The organism is Pseudomonas sp. S12(2018) (assembly GCF_024355235.1).
GTDB classification, from domain to species: domain Bacteria; phylum Pseudomonadota; class Gammaproteobacteria; order Pseudomonadales; family Pseudomonadaceae; genus Aquipseudomonas; species Aquipseudomonas palmensis.
The window spans coordinates 665,913-686,671 of sequence record NZ_QLAD01000002.1 but is presented as its reverse complement, the minus strand read 5'-3'; the positions used below and the strand labels follow the sequence as shown (position 1 = coordinate 686,671).

The 20,759-nt window shown below is 64.8% G+C and carries 16 protein-coding genes and 1 tRNA gene; 3 read left to right on the top strand and 14 right to left on the bottom strand.

The genetic code is table 11. The features are described 5' to 3' along the window. Positions 1-45 precede the first annotated feature (45 nt). The 3 genes from DN388_RS06990 to DN388_RS06980 form a co-directional block, all read right to left on the bottom strand. Positions 46-1,002 carry a FecR domain-containing protein gene (locus DN388_RS06990; protein ID WP_254997982.1) on the bottom strand — a complete coding sequence of 319 codons (957 nt, stop codon included), beginning with the start codon at positions 1,000-1,002 and terminating at the stop codon, positions 46-48. Continuing rightward, positions 989-1,504 carry a sigma-70 family RNA polymerase sigma factor gene (locus tag DN388_RS06985; RefSeq protein ID WP_254997979.1) on the bottom strand — a complete coding sequence of 172 codons (516 nt, stop codon included), beginning with the start codon at positions 1,502-1,504 and terminating at the stop codon, positions 989-991. Before DN388_RS06985 ends, DN388_RS06990 begins: the two co-directional genes overlap by 14 nt. Before the next feature lie 110 nt (positions 1,505-1,614). Next, entirely contained in the window at positions 1,615-2,613 is a 999-nt protein-coding gene (locus DN388_RS06980) for a LacI family DNA-binding transcriptional regulator (protein ID WP_229589130.1), read from the bottom strand. 247 nt (positions 2,614-2,860) lie between these two features. On the opposite strand from DN388_RS06980, the gene DN388_RS06975 reads away from it, so the two are divergent. Together DN388_RS06975 and DN388_RS06970 are read left to right on the top strand one after the other, a co-directional pair. Next, positions 2,861-4,192, top strand: a complete 1,332-nt coding sequence (locus tag DN388_RS06975) for an MFS transporter (protein ID WP_043864317.1) — start codon at positions 2,861-2,863, stop codon at positions 4,190-4,192. Positions 4,193-4,205: 13 nt separating this feature from the next. Continuing rightward, complete coding sequence (locus DN388_RS06970; RefSeq protein ID WP_058540628.1) at positions 4,206-5,561, top strand: amidase; 1,356 nt, start codon at positions 4,206-4,208, stop codon at positions 5,559-5,561. A gap of 7 nt (positions 5,562-5,568) precedes the next feature. On the opposite strand, the gene DN388_RS06965 is transcribed toward DN388_RS06970, so the two are convergent. The 5 genes from DN388_RS06965 to DN388_RS06945 form a co-directional block, all read right to left on the bottom strand. Then, complete coding sequence (locus DN388_RS06965) at positions 5,569-7,959, bottom strand: TonB-dependent receptor (RefSeq protein ID WP_043864319.1); 2,391 nt, start codon at positions 7,957-7,959, stop codon at positions 5,569-5,571. Positions 7,960-8,044: 85 nt separating this feature from the next. Beyond that, positions 8,045-9,013: a FecR domain-containing protein gene (locus DN388_RS06960; protein WP_235384416.1), complete on the bottom strand. Its 969-nt coding sequence runs from the start codon at positions 9,011-9,013 to the stop codon at positions 8,045-8,047. Further along, a complete protein-coding gene (locus DN388_RS06955; protein WP_043864320.1) occupies positions 9,010-9,540 on the bottom strand; it encodes a sigma-70 family RNA polymerase sigma factor in 531 nt (176 codons plus the stop codon). Before DN388_RS06955 ends, DN388_RS06960 begins: the two co-directional genes overlap by 4 nt. 101 nt (positions 9,541-9,641) lie before the next feature. Next, the gene (locus DN388_RS06950) at positions 9,642-10,808 is read right to left on the bottom strand and encodes a PLP-dependent aspartate aminotransferase family protein (protein ID WP_254997960.1); all 1,167 of its coding nucleotides are present in this window, start codon (positions 10,806-10,808) and stop codon (positions 9,642-9,644) included. Continuing rightward, a complete protein-coding gene (locus tag DN388_RS06945) occupies positions 10,805-12,181 on the bottom strand; it encodes a cystathionine beta-synthase (RefSeq protein WP_043864322.1) in 1,377 nt (458 codons plus the stop codon). The genes DN388_RS06950 and DN388_RS06945 overlap by 4 nt, the downstream gene beginning before the upstream one ends. Positions 12,182-12,389: 208 nt before the next feature. On the opposite strand from DN388_RS06945, the gene metE reads away from it, so the two are divergent. Then, positions 12,390-14,678 (top strand): 5-methyltetrahydropteroyltriglutamate--homocysteine S-methyltransferase, encoded by a 2,289-nt coding sequence (metE, locus tag DN388_RS06940; protein ID WP_254997957.1) that lies wholly within the window; start codon positions 12,390-12,392, stop codon positions 14,676-14,678. Between the two features lie 99 nt (positions 14,679-14,777). On the opposite strand, the gene DN388_RS06935 is transcribed toward metE, so the two are convergent. The 6 genes from DN388_RS06935 to DN388_RS06910 form a co-directional block, all read right to left on the bottom strand. Beyond that, positions 14,778-16,982 (bottom strand): OsmC domain/YcaO domain-containing protein, encoded by a 2,205-nt coding sequence (locus DN388_RS06935; protein ID WP_058540633.1) that lies wholly within the window; start codon positions 16,980-16,982, stop codon positions 14,778-14,780. Between the two features lie 179 nt (positions 16,983-17,161). Continuing rightward, positions 17,162-18,262, bottom strand: a complete 1,101-nt coding sequence (gene ychF, locus DN388_RS06930; RefSeq protein WP_254997952.1) for a redox-regulated ATPase YchF — start codon at positions 18,260-18,262, stop codon at positions 17,162-17,164. A gap of 21 nt (positions 18,263-18,283) precedes the next feature. Next, positions 18,284-18,868: an aminoacyl-tRNA hydrolase gene (gene pth, locus DN388_RS06925; RefSeq protein WP_043864326.1), complete on the bottom strand. Its 585-nt coding sequence runs from the start codon at positions 18,866-18,868 to the stop codon at positions 18,284-18,286. Positions 18,869-18,943: 75 nt separating this feature from the next. Beyond that, entirely contained in the window at positions 18,944-19,540 is a 597-nt protein-coding gene (locus tag DN388_RS06920; RefSeq protein WP_043864327.1) for a 50S ribosomal protein L25/general stress protein Ctc, read from the bottom strand. A gap of 138 nt (positions 19,541-19,678) precedes the next feature. Beyond that, the gene (locus tag DN388_RS06915) at positions 19,679-20,620 is read right to left on the bottom strand and encodes a ribose-phosphate pyrophosphokinase (protein ID WP_010225730.1); all 942 of its coding nucleotides are present in this window, start codon (positions 20,618-20,620) and stop codon (positions 19,679-19,681) included. 47 nt (positions 20,621-20,667) lie between these two features. Further along, positions 20,668-20,742, bottom strand: a tRNA-Gln gene (locus DN388_RS06910). Positions 20,743-20,759 lie beyond the last annotated feature (17 nt).

The window sequence follows — 20,759 nt, the reverse complement described above, 5'->3', positions numbered from 1 at the left end:
GCCGAAGCTGAATGAGAAACCACCTCATTTATTTTTCAAACAGATTCAAGCCGGGCTGACACTGACCCAGTAGCGGGTGCGGTAGTCGATGCGAATCGGCAGTGCTTCGGCCACCAGCGCCAGGATCTGGTCGGTGTCGGCCAGCTGATAGGTGCCGAACACCTTCAACCCGGCCACCGCCTCGGCGCAGCGCAGCACGCCGGGGCGGTAGCGCGACAGCTCGGCGATGAACTCGCCCAGGGGCATCCGCTGCACGCTGAGCACGCCTTCGCGCCAGCCCCACGGGTCGGCGTGAGTCACGGCCGGGCCGACCTGGCCGCTGGCGCTGAACAGCAGTTGCTCGCCGGGGCGGGCGATGCGCGGCGCGGTGCCGTTGCCGGGGTACAGCGTCACACTGCCCTGGCGCACCGCCAGCAGGGTGCCGTCGGTACGTTCGCGTACCAGCAATTGCGAGCCTTGCGTTTGCAGTACACCGTCACGGGTGGTCACGCGCAGTGGGCGTGGGTCGTTGCCGGTATCGATGGACACCTCGCCCTGGATCAGGCTCAGCGCGCGCAGGTCGGCCGCGAAGCGCAGGTCGATGGCGCTGGCGGTGTTGAGCTGGATCACGCTGCCGTCGTTGTTGTGGAAGGTGCGCCGCTCACCGGTGGCGGTGTGCTTGTCGGCCAGCAGGGTGGGCAGCCCGAGCGGCTCGCGACCGACCCAGCCCAGGGCGCCGGCGGCGCCGAGCAGGCCCAGCAGCTTGAGGCTGTCGCGCCGGCTGATGCTGCGTCGCTGCGTGCCCTCCAGGGTGCGCCGACTGAGCTCGCGGGGCAGGCTGCTGAACTCCTCGCTCATGGCCTGGACCTGGGCCCAGGCCAGGGCGTTGCGCGGGTGCTGGTCGAGCCAGCGACCAAAGGCCTGTTCGGCCTGTACGGTGGGCGTGTTGTAGCGCAGTTGCACCAGCCATTCGATGGCCTGGTCGACGTGGGCCTGGCCCGGTGCTGGCTCAGCCCCGGGCATGGCGCAACCGATAGCAGACGCCCATGGCCTTGGCCAGGTCGCGCTCCACCGTGGCGCGGGACACACCCAGCTGTTCGGCGATTTTCGGGCAGCTCATGTCGTCCAGTTGCGCGTGCAGAAACACCTGGCGCACCCGTGGCTTGAGCTGCATCAGCAGGCGGTCGAGGCGTTGCAGGGTATCGAGGATCATCCAGCGCTGTTCTTCGCTGGGCGCGTGCGCGGCGGGCAGGTGGGCCAGGCTTTCGAGGTAGGCCTGTTCCAGCGCGCGGCGGCGGAACTGGTCGATCAACAGGCCGCGGGCGATGCTGCTCAGGTAGGCACGCGGCTGCTTGAGCGGGTGCGCGTGGCGAGCCTTGAGCAGGCGCACGAAGGTGTCCTGGGCCAGGTCGGCGGCGTGGGCGTGACAGCCAACGCGGCGCTGCAGCCAGGTGTTGAGCCAGGAGTGGTGGGTACGGTAGAGCAGGTCGACCTCGGACGGAGGGAGCGTGTCGCTGGTGGGCATCGTCGGTCGGGGCCTGCGCGAAAGAAGTGATTGTGAATCGTTCGCATTCTATGCGGGGAGCAGGGCGCGATGCAATTGGTGGGCGTGCGGGCCTCTTCGCCAGCCGTTCTTCAGCCAGCCACCCGCAATCCCGAGCTCGCCCGCACCTGCAACTGCGGCGCCAGAATGATCGACTCCACCGCTTCACCCTTGATGCGCTTGAGCAGCAACTCCACCGCATGCCGACCCATCTCGGCCAGCGGCAGGCGCACGCTGGTCAGCGGCACGATCAGTTCGTTGGCCAATGGTGTGTCGTTGAAGCCCACCACGGCGATGTCCTTGCCCGGCTCCAGGCCCTTGTCCCGCGCGGCGCCCATCAGGCCGATGGCCAGAAAGTCGTTCACCGCGAAAAACGCCTGGGGGCGCGGGTTCAACCCCAGCAGGTACTCGCCCTGCTTGTGCCCGGTGAGGCTGTCGAACGGGCCATTGAGCGTCCATTCCGGGCGCAGGGTAATGCCCTGTTCGCGGTAGTACCGGGTAAAGCCGCGGGTGCGGTCGGCACCGGTGGAGGCGTGCCGCTCGCCCGCCAGGATCGCCACGTCGCGACAGCCCAGGCGGTACAGGTGCTCGGCCGCCAGCCAGCCGCCCAACTCGTCATCGCTGCCCGCCGTGAGGTGCCCGGCAATCTGCCGGCTGACCAGCACGTAGGGTATGTGCTTGCGCCCCAGCAGCTCCAGCAGTGGCTGCTGCTCGCCCACGTGCGAGTCGCCCACGATCAACCCCGCCACCGAGCGGCGCAGGGCATGCTCGGCCCGCGCCAGCTGGCGGGGTTGCTGATCGTCGGTATTGGACACGAAGGTCAGGTAGCCAGCCTGTTCGGCGGCGGCGTCGATGCTGTCGTAGATGGTCGCCATCACTAGGTCGGTAAGGCGCGGCATGAGCACGCAGATCTCCTGGCTTTTGCGCAACTTCAGGTTGGATGCCTGCGTGTTCGGCCGATAATCCAGCTCTTTCGCCAACGCGCGAATACGCGCCACCACCTCGGCCGATGCCGCGCGCTCGACCCCGGCAGGGTCGCCATTGAGCACCCGCGACACGGTGGAAACGTGCACCCCGAGGGCGGTTGCCATGGACTTCAAGGTGGCAGGGCGTGATGGAGTGGGCATGTTCGAGGGGCTTCCAACCGTGGCTGATTTCGGGGCGCGATTCTAACCCAATCGACGGCTTGTCTCGGCAAACAACCTTTACCCAAACGATTGACTAAATGTTTTTGTGTGAATAAATTCGCTCAACCCAAACGTTTGGGCAACACAATAAAAATACGCCGGACGCGGCCGCATTTTTGACTTCTGCCATCACTTGAAGAGTCAGATCCCTATGAACAACCCACCCGTTCCGCGCTTTCGCTACCAGATTTTCTTCCTCATCATGCTGATGGCGCTGCTCAACTACATCGATCGTGGTGCCATTTCGTATGCCTCGGCCAGCATTCTCCCCGAGTACGGTTTCGACAAGGCCGACTGGGGCAACGTGCTGGGCTATTTCGGCTACGGCTACATCGTCGGTGCGTTGATCGGCGGCATCCTGGCCGACCGTTTCGGCGCCAAGCGCGTATGGCTGATCGCCGGCGGCACCTGGTCGATCTTCGAGATCGCCACCGCCTTTGCCGGCGACATGGGCTTGGCCTTCATGGGCGGTTCGGCCATGGCCGGCTTTGCCACCATCCGCGTGCTGTTCGGCTTTGCCGAAGGCCCGGCGTACTCGGTGATCAACAAGAGCGTGGCCAACTGGGCCACGCCCAAGGAGCGCGGCTTCGTGGTCTCGGTGGGCCTGCTCAGCACACCGCTGGGCGCCTTGCTCACCGCCCCGGTGGCGGTCGGCCTGCAGACCCTGACCGGCGACTGGCGCAGCATGTTCGTGGTACTGGGCGTGGTCAGCCTGGCGCTGCTGATCTTCTTCATGACCCGCTTCACCAACACCCCGGATGAAAACCCGCGGGTGTCCGAGGCCGAGCGCGAGTTCCTGCGCCAGGAGCGCGCCGCTGCCGCCAACGCCAGCACCCCGACCACCAGCGTCGCGCCGATCTGGCACTTCTTCAAGAACAAGGACCTGCTGCTCAATGCGGTGGGCTACTTCTCGTTCGTGTACGTCACCTTCCTGCTGCTGACCTGGACCCCCAAGTACCTGCAGGACGAGTTCCACTACAACCTGTCGTCGCTGTGGTACATGGGCATGATCCCGTGGACCGGCGCCTGCTTCACCGTGCTGCTGGGCGGCAAGATCTCCGACCTGCTGCTGCGTCGCACCGGCAACCTGAAGGTGGCGCGCAGCTGGCTGGCCGCAACCTGCCTGCTGCTGACCACGCTGTGTTTCATGCTGGTGTCGCAGGCCCAGACCGTATGGGGCGTGATCGCCCTGATGACCCTGGCCAACGCCCTCAACGCGCTGCCCAACTCGGTCTACTGGGCGGTGGTGATCGACACCGCGCCATCCAACCGCGTCGGTGCCTACAGCGGCATGACCCACTTCATCGCCAACACCGCCTCGTTCATCGCGCCGATGCTCACCGGCTACCTGACCGTGCGCTATGGCTACTCGTCGATGTTCGTGGCCGCCGCCGTGGCCACGGCCCTGGGCATGAGCGCGATGCTGATGGTGCGCCCCGGCAGCCGGCAGGTTGTCCCTTCCCCTACACCTGCAACGGTTTGATGGAGTTGCCTGTATGAACCTGGCCAAGCCAACCCACACTGGATACTTTTTTGGCCTGTCGGTCGGCGACCTGGCGCGGCGCCTGCGCGCCGGCAGCCTGACGAGTGTCGAGCTGACCCAGGCCGCGCTCGACAGCATCGAGCGCCTGAACCCGGCACTGAATGCCTTTGTCGCCGTGGATGCCGAGGTGTCGCTGGCGCAGGCGCGCAAGGCCGACGAACTGTTTGCCCAGGGCCTGGACCTGGGCCCGCTGCACGGCATACCGGTAGCGATCAAAGACAACATCGACACCTTCGACCACGTGACCACCTATGGTTCGGCGCACTTCGAAGGCTTTCGCCCCACGCAGGACGCCCTGTGCGTGCAGCGCCTGCGCGAGGGCGGCGCGGTAATCGTGGGCAAGACCCTGACCCACGAGTTTGCCTATGGCCCCACCGGCGACCGCTCGCTGCAGGGCGCGGCGCGCAACCCGTGGGATGCGCGCTGCATCACCGGCGGTTCGAGCGCCGGCAGTGCAGCGGCGGTGGCCAGCGGCATGGTGCCGCTGGCGCTGGGTACCGACACCGGCGGCTCGATCCGCATTCCGGCGGCGTTGTGCGGCGCGGTCGGCTTCAAGCCGTCGTTCGCTGCCGTGCCGCTGGACGGGGTGTTCCCGCTGTCGTCGAGCCTCGACCACGTGGGCCCGATTGCCAACCATGTGGACGATGCCCGGGTAGTGTTCGAAGTGATCGCCGCGCGTACCTGCGCGCCGGCCACGCTGCGTCGCCCGCTGCGTGTAGGCTGGATCGAGCCGGGCACTTTCGGGCCATTGGACGCCGACGTTCAGGGGCAGGTGTACCAGGCTGCGCAGCAGCTGTTTGGCGATGCACTGGAGCAGACCGGCGAGCTGGAACCGTTGGTGGCGCAGCTCAAGGACACCTTGCTCACCCTGCAGCGCGCCGAGGCCTACGACGTGCATGCCGAGCGCATGCAGACGGCGCCGCAGCTGTTCGAGCAGGAGGTGCGCGAACGCCTTGAGCTGTCACGCGAGGTCAGGGGCTGGCAGTACATTCGCGCCCAGGCCGGCCAGGCTCGGCTCAAGGCGGCGATGGCGCGGCTGTTCGAGCGTTATGACTTCCTGGTCTCGGCCAGCGTGCCGATCACCGCGACGCCGGTGGATGCGCGCGAGGTACAGGTGGGTGAGCAATGTATCGACGTGCGTGCTGCAGTGCTCAGTTACACCAGTGCCTGGAACCTCACCGGCCTGCCGGCCATCAGCCTGCCGGCAGGGCAGGTGCGGGGCATGCCGGTGGGGCTGCAGGTGATCGGTGCGGCGGGTGCCGACGATCAGCTGCTGCAGTTGCTGGCGCAGCGCTACGTTCGCACTTGATGCAGCCTCAGAACGTCCACTTGGCATTCACCATGGCATTGCGCGGTTCGCCGTAGGAGCCTGAGTTGAAGGTGCCCAGGCCGTCGTAGTAATGGGTGTCGAACAGGTTGTTGAGGTTCAGGCCGACCGTGAGGTGTTCATCCACCGCATAGTTGGCCAGCAACCCGACCACCCCGTAGTCACCCTGGTGTGCCTTGGTGCCGTAGGTGCCGTTGACCGCGTAGATGTCGCTCTGCCAGACCAGGTTGCCGCCCACGGTCAGGCGGTTCAGCTGCCCCGGCAGGCGGTAGGTGGTGCCGAGCTTGAACAGGTTCATCGGTTGGTTGGTTTCGACCCGATTGCCGTCCTTGTCGTGGGATTCACGGTAGGTATAGCCGCCGATGATGTTCCAGCCCGGCAGCACTTCGCCGGACACTTCGGTTTCGATGCCGCGCGTGGTGGTACCGGCAATGGCCCGGTAGATTTCGCGCCCTTGGGGCGACTCGCCAACGTACTGCGGGGTGTTCTTCTGCTGCACTTCGAACAGTGCCAGGCTCGCATTCAGCGCACCGTCGTAGAACTCGCCCTTGATGCCCAGTTCGTAGTTGTCGCCTTGCAGCGGCTCCAGCGAGGTGTTGCTGGCAGTCTTGTAGTAGGTCTGCGGCTGGAAGATGTTGGTGTAGCTGGCGTACACCGAGAAGGTGTCGTTCAGGTCCAGCACCACACCGGCATACGGGGTGACCACGCCGGATTTTCTGGTACGGTCGCGGCTGGTGCTGGCGCCGGTCAGTTCGTCGCTGCTGTCGTCTTTCTGATCCCACCAACTGACCCGGGTGCCGAGGATGATCGACAGCGGGTCATAGGGTTTGAGGCGCAGGGCCGTGTAGGTGCCCGACTGGCTCAGGCGGGTCAGGCTTTCTTCGGTCTTGGACAGGTGCGGCTTGCCGCCCGGGTTGCCATCCCACTGGTTGATATCGTCGACCGCCGGGTTGGCACGTTGATAGGTCGGGTAGTTGAGGTGGGTGTAGGCGATGTTGGCACCCACCACCAGTTCATGCTCGCGCCCACCCAGCTCGAACGGGCCGCTGGCGTACAGGTCGGCGTTGTCCTGGGTCTGGTAGCTGTCCAGGCGGTTGATGTACATCGACACGCCGGCGCCGGTCTGCGGGTCGGGCGCCCCGGCACTGGCCGAACCGGTCACGCCGCGGCGGTAGGCGTACTGGTGGCTGTAGGACGCCTTGAGGCTCCAGTCGTTGGCGAGTTTCTGCTCCAGCACGCTGGTGAAGTTGTACTGGGTGTTGTCCAGGTAGCTCCAGCGGGCTCCGGGGTTGAACGAGCGGGAAAAGTTCGTCGCGCTGCCATTGTTGTTGAACAGCGGAATGTGCCCGAAGCTGACCCCGTCGGAGTTGTTGTTCTGGTAGTCCAGGCTCACGCGCAGCAGGGTGCTTTCGCTCAGGTCGAAATCCAGTGCGCCGTAGATCACGCGCTTGTCGGTCTTGTACCAGTCGACGAACGAGTTGGCGGTTTCATAGGCGCTGACCAGGCGGCCGCGCACCGCACCCGAGTCGGTCAGCGGGCCGGCGACGTCGAATTCGCCCCGGTAGCGGTCCCAGGCCCCGGCCTCTCCCGAGACGTAGCCCTGGAAGTCCGCCGTGGGCCGCTTGCGCACCAGGTTCAGGGTGGCCGAGGGCGAGCCCGCACCGCTGAGCAGGCCGGTGGCACCGCGCACCACTTCGACACGGTCGTAGATCGCCATGTCCGACAGGGTGCTGGTGAATTGCTGCGACTCGTTGGCCACCTGGGTCGGGATGCCGTCGTACTGTATGTTCTGGATCTGGAAACCGCGCGAGTAGAAGGTATAGCGGTCGCTGTCGCGGTGGTTGCTCGACAGGCCGGGGGTGAACTTGACCACATCGTCGAGCGAGGCAAGCTTGTGGTCGTCCAGTACCTGGCGCGGGATCACGGTGACCGACTGCGGGGTTTGGCGCAATGACAGGCCGAGCTTGGTTGCGGTGCGGGTCTGGCCGGTGGTGTAGGCGCCGGTGTTCTCGGTGGTCTCGCCCAGGCCTGCGCCGTTGATGCTGGTGGCGCCCAGTTCCACGGCGTTGCCGGTGGGGGCGGTGATCAGCTGGTAGCGGTTTTCGCCAGTGCGCACCACGCTCAGGCCCGTGCCGGCAAGCATGCCGTGCAGGGCCTGCTCAGGGGTACTTGCACCGGTCACGGGCCGGCTCTGTTTGCCGGCGGTCAGGGCGGCGTCGCTGGCCAGGTAGATACCGGCCTGGCTTGCCAGCTGGTTCAACTGGCTGGCCAGGGGGCCGGCGGGGATGTCCAGTGGCGCGGCGGTGGCGGCGCCGCTGGCGAGTGCAATGAGCAGGGCCAGGGGGCGTTTCAACAGGGCAGGGGCAGAGGCGAGTGGCATGCAGAATCCTTCGGGCGCGCAGGGGTGAAAGGGTGTTCTCCTCTAATTCGAATGAGCCGCAAAAACCGGAAGCACCTGACGCTTTTTATTTTTCGGCAGGCTCCAGGGTCACCCACCAGTCGAAGCGTCGCGACACTCGCACCGGCAAGGCGCTTTCGAGCATGGCAAGCACCTGGTCGGTATCGTTGAGCGGGTAGGTGCCCATGACCCTTAACGATGCGATCAGCGGGTTCACCGCCAGGTGCCCGCGTCGATGGTCGGCCAGCTCTGCAATGAAATCCCCCAGTGGCATGTCCTGCGCCACCAGCAGGCCTTGGCTCCAGGCCTGGCGTTGGGCGCAGGCCGGCGTGGTGGCGGCCATGGTGCTGGCATCGAAGCCCAGGCCCTGCCCCGCATTGGCCACCCGCTGAATTGCGCTGGCGGCACAGGTGGCGCGTACCGCGCCGTCGTACACGTTGAGCAGGGTGCGGGCGCCCTGCTGGCGCACACTGAAGCGCGTACCCAGGGGCACCAGGCTGCCGGCCCGGGTCTGCACCTGGAAGGGCCGCGCCTCAGCGGCGGTCTCGATCAGCACTTCACCGCTGTACAGGGTCAGCAGCCGGCGCTGCCCGTCCAGTTGTACATCCAGGGCGGTGGCGCTGTTGAGCCACAGGAGGGTGCCGTCGGCCAGCACCTGGCGACGTACCTCGCCCACTGCGGTGGTGGTGCTGGCAGTGAGCGCTTGCAGGTCGTCCACCCAGTGGCGTTGCCAGCCCAGCCAGCCCAGCGTCGCCCCACCGCTGAGCACGCACAGGCTGCTTAGCACCTGGCGGCGGGAGCGTTGCATGCGCCGCAGGCTGGCGAGCGTCTGATGCGCCGCCCCGGCTTGCGGTTGCAGGCTGTCGAAGCGCTGGCTGATGCGCTCCACGTAGGTCCAGGCGATACGGTGCTGTTCCTGTTGTTCCAGCCACTGTTGCCACTGGCCCCGCAAGGCCGCATCGGCTGGCGCGGCGCGCAGGCGTGCGAACCAGTCGGCGGCCTGCTCCAGGGTGGCAGAGTCCAGGGCCGCGCTCACAGCAAGGCCCCGTCCAGTTCCACTTCCAGCAGCAGGCACTGGAGCATGGCCTGGGCCATGTACTTGGTGACCGTGCGTTCGCTTACACCCAGCTGCGTGGCGATCTGGCGATAGTTCAGGCCCTGCAGTTGCGCCAGGCAAAAGGCTTCGGCCACAGGTGCCGGCAAGCGTTCGAGCATGGCCTGCAATTGGCCCAGGGTCTCCAGGATCAACGCCTGGTGCTCTTCGGAGGGGGCGATGCGTTGCGGCTGGTTGGCCAGCGTCTGCTGCCACGCACGCTCGACCTGCTTGCGGCGCTGGAAATCCACATACAGGTGTTTGGACACCGTACTCAGGTAGGCCCGCGCATGCCCGTCGCTACTGAACTCGCGCGGTTGCGCGAGCAGGCGCAGGAATACGTCGTGGGCCAGCTCTGCGGCATCGTGCACGTTGCCCAGACGCCGCGCCAGCCACTGCTGGATCCAGCCGTGATTGTCGCTGTAGAGGCTGGCCACGTTGGTACGGTAGCCGCAAGGAGGGGAGGTCATCGTGTGGCGCCCGTACCGAATGAGAATAGTTATCAAGTATATTCAGCCGGCGGGCATTGAGCAATCAGCGCAAGCAAGGGGCTGGCTTGCGCTGATGGGGGTCAGATACGTGCGAGTGCCTGGGCCAGGTCTGCGCGCAGGTCATCGAGGTCTTCCACGCCTACCGACAGGCGCACCAGGGCGTCGCCAATGCCCAGTTGCGCGCGCGTCTGCTCGGGGATGGTGGCATGGGTCATGATCGCCGGGTGCTCGATCAGGCTTTCCACACCGCCCAGGCTTTCGGCCAGGGCAAAGATCTGTACCTGCTCCAGGAAGCGTCGGGCACCGGCCAGGTCGGTAGCCAGGTCGAGCGAGATCATCCCGCCAAAACCGTGCATCTGCTGGCGCGCCAGGGCGTGCTGCGGGTGCGAGGGCAAGCCGGGGTAGTACACACGCGCCACCTGCGGTTGCTGTTCGAGCCACTGCGCCAGCGCCAGGGCATTGCTGCAGTGGCGCTCCATGCGCAGGGCCAGGGTCTTGACCCCGCGCAAGGTGAGGAAGGCATCGAACGGGCCGGCGATGGCGCCCACCGCGTTCTGTATGAAGCCCAGGTGCTCGGCCAGCTCGGCGTTGTCACCCACCACGGCAATGCCGCCGATCACGTCCGAATGCCCGTTGAGGTACTTGGTGCTCGAGTGCACCACGATGTCGAAACCCAGTTCCAGCGGGCGCTGGATCCATGGGCTGGCAAAGGTGTTGTCGGCCACGCAGAGGATGCCGCGTGCGCGGCAGAGGCGTGCGATGGCCGCCAGGTCGCTCAGGCGCAGCAGCGGGTTGCTCGGGGTTTCGATGCACACCATGCGCGTGTCGTCCTGCAACGCTGCCTCGAACGCGGCAAGGTCGGACAGGTCGACGAAGCTGAAGCGGTGCCCGGCGCTGCGCCGACGCACCCGTTCGAACAGGCGGAAGGTGCCGCCGTACAGGTCATTGCCCGAAACGATGTGGGAGCCGGCATCCAGCAGTTCGAGCACCGCCGAGATCGCCGCCAGCCCGGAGGCGAAGGCGAACGCCTGGGTGCCGCCCTCCAGATCGGCCACGCAGCGCTCCAGTGCCCAGCGCGTGGGGTTGTGCGAGCGCCCGTAGTCCAGGCCCTTGTGCACGCCGGGGCTCTGCTGGATGTAGGTGGAGTTGGCATAGATCGGCGGCATCAGCGCGCCGGTGGACGGGTCGGGCGATTGCCCTGCATGGATCACGCGGGTGGCGAAGGCGGTCTTGTCGTGCTGGGTCATGGGAGTGCTCTGCGCAAGTGGTTAAGCATATCGACACGGGTGATCAGGCCGTGAAAGCCCGAGGCGTCGGCAATGATCGCCACCAGGCCACGGTCCAGTTCGGCCTGCAGCGCCGCCAGGCTGGCAGACGGCGGCAGGGTTTCCAGCTGGTCGGTCATGGCGCTGGCCACGCTCAGGGAGAAGTGCGACGGGTCTTCGTGCATGCCCAGCAGGATGTCGGATTCATCGATCACGCCCACCAGGCGCTGGCCGTCGACCAGCACCGGCAATTGCGACACGTCGGCCAGGCGCATGCGCTGGAAGGCAGTGAGCAGGGTGTCGTCGGGGCGCACGCTGATCACCCGGCCATCCTCGAAGCGCCGCGCGATGAGGTCGCGCAGGTCGCCGTAGCGGGTGCGCTGCAGCAGGCCCTGGTCGGTCATCCACTGGTCGTTGTAGACCTTGGACAGGTAGCGCGTGCCGGTGTCGCACACAAAGCTGACCACCCGCTTGGGTTCGGTCTGCTCGCGGCAGTAGCGCAGCGCGGCGGCCAGCAGGGTGCCGGTGGAGGAGCCGCCCGGAATGCCTTCGGCGCGCAGCAGCTGACGCGCATGCTCGAAGCTTTCTTCGTCGCTGATCGAGTAGGCCTGGCGCACGCTGGAGAGGTCGGCGATCGAGGGCACGAAGTCCTCGCCGATGCCTTCCACTGCCCACGCCCCAGGCGTGATCAGGGTGCCGCTGCGGCTGTACTCGGCCATCACCGAGCCCACCGGGTCGGCCAGCACCATGGCCAGGCCCGGCTGCACGCGCTTGAAGAAACGGGTCAGCCCGGTAAGGGTGCCGGCCGAGCCCACGCCGACCACGATGGCGTCCACATCGTGCTGGGTCTGCGCCCAGATTTCCGGGGCGGTGCTGGTCTCGTGGGCCAGCGGGTTGGCGGGGTTGTTGAACTGGTCGGCGAAGAACGCATCGGGGATGTCCGCCGCCAGCCGTGCGGCCACGTCCTGGTAATAGTCGGGGTGGCCCTTGCCGACGTCGGAGCGGGTGATGTGCACCTCGGCGCCCATGGCCTTGAGGTGCAGCACCTTCTCGGTGGACATCTTGTCGGGCACCACCAGCACCACCCGGTAGCCCTTGGCCCGCCCGACCAGCGCCAGGCCCAGGCCGGTGTTGCCGGCGGTGGCCTCGACGATGGTGCCGCCGGGGCGCAGGCGCCCGTCGCGCTCGGCGGCATCGATCATGGCCAGGCCGATGCGGTCCTTGATCGAGCCGCCGGGGTTCTGTGATTCGAGTTTGAGGAACAATGTGCAGGGGCCGGTATCGAAGCGGCTCACCTGCACCATCGGGGTGTTGCCGATCAGGGCAAGTACGGCGGGGTTCGAGGCGTTGGGCATGACGTCATCTCGCTTCGGGGTCGTTTGACCTTAGGCGCAGATCAGGGGCCTCGCAACCCTGGCCGGCCAGCCGGTTGCGCCTCCAGGCGCAGCGCTGTCGATGTCTTTACATGAGCAGAACTTGATTTGATGTGAAATTAAATGAGTTTGTCTCATTCTGCGGCCCTGCCGACAATGGCTGGCATCACCCCCTAAGGAGAGCATTGTCATGGCATTGGCCCACTCACTCGGATTCCCCCGTATCGGTCGCGACCGCGAACTGAAAAAGGCGCAGGAAGCGTTCTGGAAAGGCGAGCTGGACGAGGCGGGCCTGCGTGCTGTGGGCAGCGAACTGCGCAAGGCCCACTGGGCCCTGCAGCGCCAGGCCGGCATCCAGTTGCTGCCGGTGGGCGATTTTGCCTGGTACGACCAGGTACTGACCCATTCGCTGATGTTCGGCGTGGTGCCCGAGCGCTTTCGCCCGCAGCACGGCAAGGCCACCCTGCAGACCCTGTTCGGCATGGCGCGTGGCGTCAGCGAAAGCTGTTGTGGTGGTGCGCATGCCCAGGAGATGACCAAGTGGTTCGACACCAACTACCACTACCTGGTGCCTGAATTCAGCGCCGACCAGCAGTTCGGCCTGGGCTGGGAACAATTGTTCGAGGAAGTGGCCGAGGCCAGGGCCCTGGGCCACGACGTCAAGCCGGTGGTGATCGGCCCGCTGACCTACCTGTGGCTGGGCAAGACCAAGGGCGGCGACTTCGACAAGCTCGAGCTGCTCGAGCGCCTGCTGCCGCTGTACGGCGAGATTTTCCAGCGCCTGGCGGCACAGGGTGTGGAGTGGGTGCAGATCGACGAGCCGATCCTGGCGCTGGACCTGCCGCAGGCGTGGAAGAACGCCTTCGAGCGTGCCTACAACCTGATCCAGCGCGACCCGCTGAAAAAGCTGGTTGCCACCTACTTCGGTGGCCTGGAGGAGAACCTGGGGCTGGCGGCCAACCTGCCGGTCGACGGATTGCACATCGACCTGGTGCGCGCCCCCGAGCAGTACCCGACCATTCTCGACCGCCTGCCGGCCTACAAGGTGCTGTCGCTGGGTGTGGTCAACGGCCGCAACGTGTGGCGCTGCGACCTGGACAAGGCCCTGGCCGTGCTGCAGCACGCCCATGAACGCCTGGGCGAGCGTCTGTGGGTGGCGCCGTCGTGCTCGCTGCTGCACAGCCCGGTAGACCTGGGCCGTGAAGACGCCCTCGATGCCGAGCTCAAGAGCTGGCTGGCCTTTGCCGTGCAGAAGTGCGAGGAAGTCGCGCTCCTGGCCCATGCCCTCGACCAGCCCGAGGCGGCCCCGGTGGTGCAGGCCCTGGCCCGCAGCCGTGCAGTGCAGGCCAGCCGCGCTGCCTCCACGCGCATCCACAAGCCGGCGGTGCAGGCCCGTGTGGCAGCCATCAGCGAGAAGGACAGCCAGCGCCACTCGCCCTTTGCCACGCGCATTGCCCGCCAGCGTGCCCGCCTGAACCTGCCGCTGTTGCCGACCACCACTATCGGTTCGTTCCCGCAGACCGGTTCCATTCGCCTGGCACGCCAGTCGTTCAGGCAGGGCAAGCTGAGCGAGGGCCAATACGTGGAGGCGATGCACAGCGAGATTCGCCACGCCGTGCAGGTGCAGGAGCGCCTGGGCCTGGACGTGCTGGTGCACGGTGAAGCCGAGCGCAACGACATGGTCGAGTACTTTGCCGAGCAGCTCGATGGGTACGTGTTCACCCGCTTCGGCTGGGTGCAGAGCTACGGTTCGCGCTGTGTGAAACCGGCGGTGATCTTCGGCGACCTGAGTCGACCGCATGCCATGACGGTGGAGTGGATCCGCTACGCACAGGGCCTGACCGACAAGGTGATGAAGGGCATGCTGACAGGGCCGGTGACCCTGCTGATGTGGTCGTTCCCGCGTGAAGATGTGTCGCGCGAGGTGCAGGCGCGACAACTGGCGCTGGCCATCCGCGATGAAGTGGTGGACCTGGAGGCGGCCGGCATCAAGATCGTGCAGATCGACGAGGCGGCGTTTCGCGAGGGCCTGCCGCTGCGCCGGGCGCAGTGGCAGCAGTACCTGGACTGGGCTACCGAAGTGTTTCGCCTGTGCGCCTCGGGCGTGCGCGACGAAACCCAGATCCACACCCACATGTGCTACAGCGAGTTCAACGATGTGATCGAATCGATTGCCGCCATGGATGCCGACGTGATCACCCTCGAAACCTCGCGTTCGGACATGGAACTGCTGGAGGCATTCGAAGCCTTCCACTACCCGAACGAGATCGGCCCGGGGGTTTACGACATCCACTCGCCCCGGGTGCCGGAGGCTTCGGAAATGGCCGAGCTGCTGCGCCAGGCTGCCCGGCGCATTCCGGTCGAGCGCCTGTGGGTCAACCCGGACTGCGGCCTGAAGACCCGCGGCTGGCCGGAAACCGAGGCGGCGCTGGCGAACATGGTGAGTGCTGCCCGCTTGTTGCGCAACGAGCTGGGGTGATCGCTTGAGGCTTGTTGGCCGCCACCACGACCTGTTGGCGAACGAACAAGCCTGGCAATGCCGATCCTGCAGGCCATGGCCTGCAGGATCGGCGTTGTATCAGCGTGTGCCCGCTACCGCACGGGCACGTGCCGCGTGCAGCTTCTTGTAGCTGTCGATCAGGCGCAGGTGACGGTCCAGACCTTCGAGCTTCATGCTGGTGGGGGTCAGGCCGTAGAAACGCACGCTGCCATCCACCGAGCCCAGTACGGCATCCATGCGCTCGTCCCCGAACATGCGCCGGAAGTTGACGGCGTAGTCTTCAAGCGCCATCTCGTCGTCCAGCACCACCTCCAGCACCACGTTCAACGCCTGGTAGAACAACCCGCGCTCGACGGTGTTGTCGTTGTACTGCAGGAAGGTCTCCACCAGCTCCTTGGCCTCCTCGAAACGCTCCAGCGCCAGGTGAATCAGCAGCTTGAGCTCCAGGATGGTCAACTGACCCCACACCGTGTTGTCGTCGAACTCGATGCCGATCAGCGTGGTGATGTCGGTGTAGTCGTCCAGTTCGCTGTCTTCTAGGCGCTCGACCAGCGCTTGCAGGGCGTCATCGTCCAGGCGGTGCAGGTTGAGGATGTCGGCACGGAACAGCAGCGCCTTGTTGGTGTTGTCCCACACCAGGTCGTCGACCGGGTAGATCTCCGAGTAGCCCGGTACCAGGATGCGGCAGGCGGTGGCACCCAGGTGCTCGTACACCGCCATGTACACTTCCTTGTCCATGCCTTCGAGGATGCCGAACAGGGTGGCAGCTTCTTCGGCGTTGGAGTTTTCACCCTGGCCGGAGAAGTCCCACTCGACGAACTCGAAGTCGGCCCTGGCACTGAAGAAGCGCCACGACACCACGCCGCTGGAGTCGATGAAGTGCTCGACGAAGTTGTTCGGCTCGGTCACCGCCTGGCTTTCGAAGGTCGGCTGCGGCAGGTCATTCAGACCCTCGAAGCTGCGCCCTTGCAGCAGCTCGGTGAGGCTGCGCTCCAGCGCCACTTCAAGGCTTGGGTGCGCGCCGAACGAGGCGAACACGCCGCCGGTGCGCGGGTTCATCAGGGTCACGCACATTACCGGGAACTCACCGCCCAGCGACGCATCCTTGACCAGCACCGGGAAGCCCTGGGCCTCCAGGCCCTGGATGCCGGCGAGGATGCCGGGGTACTTGGCGATGACGTCCTGCGGCACGTCGGGCAGGGCCAGCTCGCCTTCGAGGATCTCGCGCTTGACCGCGCGCTCGAAGATCTCCGACAGGCACTGCACCTGCGCCTCGGCCAGCGTGTTGCCGGCGCTCATGCCGTTGCTCAGGTACAGGTTTTCGATCAGGTTGGACGGGAAGTACACCACCTCGCCATCGGACTGGCGCACGAAGGGCAGGGCGCAGATGCCACGCTCGGTGTTGCCCGAGTTGGTGTCGTACAGGTGCGAGCCACGCAGTTCGCCGTCGGGGTTGTAGATGTCGCGGCAGTGGGCGTCGAGGATTTCGGCCGGCAGCGCGTCCTTGCGGCCCGGCTTGAACCAGCGCTCGTCGGGGTAGTGCACGAAGTCGGCGTTGGCAATGTCTTCGCCCCAGAACTGGTCGTTGTAGAAGAAGTTGCAGTTCAGGCGTTCGATGAACTCGCCCAGTGCCGAGGCCAGTGCGCCTTCCTTGGTTGCGCCCTTGCCGTTGGTGAAGCACATGGGCGAATGCGCATCGCGGATGTGCAGCGACCAGACGTTGGGCACGATGTTGCGCCACGAGGCGATCTCGATCTTCATCCCCAGCCTGGCGAGGATGCCCGACATGTTGGCGATGGTCTGTTCCAGCGGCAGGTCCTTGCCGGCGATCACGGTGCGCGTCTGCGCCTGGGCGTCCAGCATCAGCAGGGCCTGGGCGTCGGCATCGAGGTTGTCGACTTCCTCGATCACGAACTCGGGACCGGTCTGCACCACCTTCTTCACGGTGCAGCGGTCGATGGAACGCAGGATGCCCTGGCGGTCCTTGGCCGAGATGTCGGCCGGCAGCTCGACCTGGATCTTGAAGATCTGGTTGTAGCGGTTTTCCGGGTCGACGATGTTGTTCTGCGACAGGCGAATGTTGTCGGTGGGGATGTTGCGCGTTTCGCAGTACAGCTTGACGAAGTAGGCCGCGCACAGGGCCGAAGAGGCCAGGAAATAGTCGAACGGGCCGGGTGCCGAACCATCGCCCTTGTAGCGGATGGGTTGGTCGGCCACCACCGTGAAGTCATCGAACTTGGCTTCAAGTCGAAGGTTGTCGAGAAAATTGACCTTGATTTCCATGCGGGAATACCGTGCTGAAAGTGCGAAACGAATTGGCCGCCATTATCCGGCTTTTTGCCTGGAAGTCTTGGCATGTCACCCGAAGGCGTGACCGACACCGGTAAAAACAAAACCCCCTGAGGCGTAAACGCTCAAGGGGTTTGGTGTGCGTCGGGCGTCGTGGCGACCCGGCTCGGGGCTTAGACGTTGAAGCGGAAGTGCATCACGTCGCCATCCTTGACGATGTAGTCCTTGCCTTCCAGACGCCATTTGCCGGCTTCCTTCGCGCCGCTTTCACCGTTGTACTGGATGAAGTCGTCGTAGGCGACCACTTCGGCACGGATGAAGCCCTTTTCGAAGTCGGTGTGGATCACGCCGGCCGCCTGAGGCGCGGTGGCACCCACGCGAACGGTCCAGGCCCGCACTTCCTGCACGCCGGCCGTGAAGTAGGTCTGCAGGTTGAGCAGCGAGTAACCGGCACGGATCACGCGGTTCAGGCCTGGCTCTTCGAGGCCCAGGGCTTCGAGGAACATGTCCTTCTCTTCACCGTCGTCCAGCTCGGCGATCTCGGCTTCGATCTTGTTGCAGACCGGTACCACGATCGCGCCCTCTTCCTCGGCAATGGCCTTGACCACGTCCAGGTGCGGGTTGTCTTCGAAGCCGTCTTCGGCAACGTTGGCGATGTACATCACCGGCTTGCTGGTCAGCAGGTGGAAACCGCGTACCAGCGCCTTCTCGTCGTCGGCCATGGTCTTCATCAGGCTGCGCGCCGGCTTGCCTTCAGTGAAGTGCGCAATCAACTTCTCGAGGATGGCCTTTTGTGCCAGGGCATCCTTGTCGCCGCCCTTGGCGTTGCGCGCGACCTTCTGCAGTTGCTTCTCGCAGCTGTCCAGGTCGGCGAAGATCAGTTCCAGGTCGATGATCTCGATGTCGCGCTTGGGGTCGACGCTGTTGGAGACGTGAATCACGTTCTCGTCTTCGAAGCAGCGGACCACGTGGGCGATGGCATCGGTTTCACGGATGTTGGCCAGGAACTTGTTGCCCAGGCCTTCACCCTTGGACGCACCTGCCACCAGGCCGGCGATGTCGACGAACTCCATGGTGGTCGGCAGCACGCGGTTGGGCTTGACGATCGCAGCCAGGGCATCCAGACGTGGGTCGGGCATCGGCACGATGCCGCTGTTCGGCTCGATGGTGCAGAAGGGGAAGTTTTCTGCCGCGATGCCGGATTTGGTCAAGGCGTTGAACAGGGTGGACTTGCCGACGTTGGGCAGGCCGACGATGCCGCAATTGAAACCCATGGTGAATCCCTCTTCGTGGAGTCAGGCCTTTTGGCTGTGCAGCTCTCTCATCGCACGCGTCCAATCGCCGGCGAGGATGTCCGGCAGCACGCCGAGGGCAAAATCGATACTGGCATCGAGTTTTTCCTGCTCGGCGCGGGGCGCCTTGCCAAGGACAAAACCGGACACCTTGGTGCTGTCACCCGGGTGGCCGATGCCAAGCCGCAGACGGTGAAAGTCTTTGTTGTTGCCCAGCTGCGCGATGATGTCGCGCAGGCCGTTGTGCCCGCCATGGCCGCCGCCTTTCTTGAGCTTGGCGACGCCGGGGGGCAGGTCGAGTTCGTCGTGGGCCACCAGGATGGCATCTGGCGGGATGCGGAAGAAGTTCGCCAGTGCAGCAACGGCCTGGCCGCTGCGGTTCATGTAGGTGGTGGGGATCAGCAGACGAACGTCCTGGCCCTGATGGCTGAATTTAGCCGTCAGGCCGAAATACTTGCGGTCAGCGGTCAGGTTGACGCGCTGGGCGCTGGCAATGCGTTCCACGAAAAGAGCCCCTGCGTTATGCCGGGTCTGTTCGTATTCGGGGCCGGGGTTTCCCAGGCCGACGATCAGTTGGATGGCGGTCACGTCAGGGGCTCTTCCTTGGAGTTGTGGGTTGCAGCGCGGGGCTGCAACCCGGTCAACGCCGGCGTGTCGAGTGGATTACTCGGCAGCGCCTTCTGCTTCAGGCGCAACACGCGGAGCGTGAACGTTTGCAACAGCCTTGTCATCACCGTGGGCCAGAGCGACGAACTCTACGCCTTTCGGAGCTTTGAGGTCCGACAGGTGGATGATGGTGCCGATTTCGGCCTTGGCCAGGTCGACTTCGATGAACTCAGGCAGGTCTTTGGCTTCGCAGGAAACTTCGATCTCCGACACTACGTGGGAGATTTCGCCGCCTTTCTTGACCGGTGCTTCTTCGTTGACGAAGTGCACAGGAACGATAGCGGTCAGTTTCTGGCCAGCAACAACGCGCACGAAGTCGGCGTGCATGATGAACTGCTTGGCTGGGTGACGCTGCAGGGCCTTGACGATGACGTTCTGCTTGGTGCCGTCAACGTTCAGTTCGATCACGTGGCTGAAGGCAGCTTCGTTTTCGAACAGCTTGGCAATTTCCTTGGCCACGATGGTCAGGGATTGCGCTTCTTTATCGCCACCGTAGACAACGGCAGGGATTTGGGCGGCGAGACGACGCAGGCGGCGGCTCGCACCTTTCCCCAGGTCGGTACGCGCTTGGGCGTTCAGAGTGAAATCAGTCATGTTGTTTCTCCAAAATAGCCAGACCCCGGCGGCGTTTGCGACCAGCGCCAAACCGGGGAGGGCAAAAAAGCCCCGCCCCAACAACCAGTGCTGGGGCGGGGCGCTTTACGTCAACGTGATCTCGCGAGGGCCAGGCCCTCAGCGGAACATCGCGCTGATCGATTCTTCGTTGCTGATGCGGCGAACCGCTTCGGCCACGACCGGTGCGATATCCAGTTGACGGATACGGTCACAGGCTTGTGCTGCAGCGGACAGCGGGATGGTGTTGGTCACCACCAGTGCGTCCAGCACGGAGTTTTCGATATTCTCGATCGCGCGACCCGACAGGACAGGGTGCGTGCAGTAGGCGTAAACCTTTGCCGCGCCGTGTTCTTTCAGGGCCTTGGCCGCGTGGCACAGGGTGCCGGCGGTGTCGACCATGTCGTCGACGAGAATACACGTACGTCCTTCGACGTCGCCGATGATGTGCATCACTTCGGAGTGATTGGCCTTCTCGCGGCGTTTGTCGATGATACCCAGATCGACGCCCAGGGACTTGGCAACAGCACGTGCACGCACGACGCCGCCGATGTCCGGGGACACGATCATGAGGTTCTCGAAACGCTGGTCTTCGATGTCATCCACCAGAACGGGGGAGCCGTAGATGTTATCTACCGGAATATCGAAGAAACCCTGGATCTGGTCAGCGTGCAGGTCGACGGTGAGAACACGGTCGATCCCGACGACGGTGAGCATGTCGGCAACCACTTTGGCGCTGATAGCTACACGCGCCGAACGCGGACGGCGATCCTGGCGGGCATATCCGAAGTAAGGAATCACGGCAGTGATTCGAGACGCTGAGGAGCGGCGGAAGGCATCGGCCATCACTACCAGTTCCATCAGGTTATCGTTGGTTGGCGCGCAAGTCGGCTGAATAATGAAAACGTCTTTACCACGAACATTTTCATTTATCTCAGTGCTGATTTCGCCGTCGGAAAACTTACCGACAGAGACGTCACCGAGAGGGATATGCAGCTGACGTACGACACGCCGAGCCAGATCGGGGTTAGCGTTCCCCGTAAAGACCATCATCTTGGACACGCGCAGTACCTGAAGGCTGAGGGTATACCTGGATGAGTATAGGAAAATGGCAGGGGCGGCTGGATTCGAACCAACGCATGGCAGGATCAAAACCTGCTGCCTTACCGCTTGGCGACGCCCCTGTATCTGTTGCTGCGAG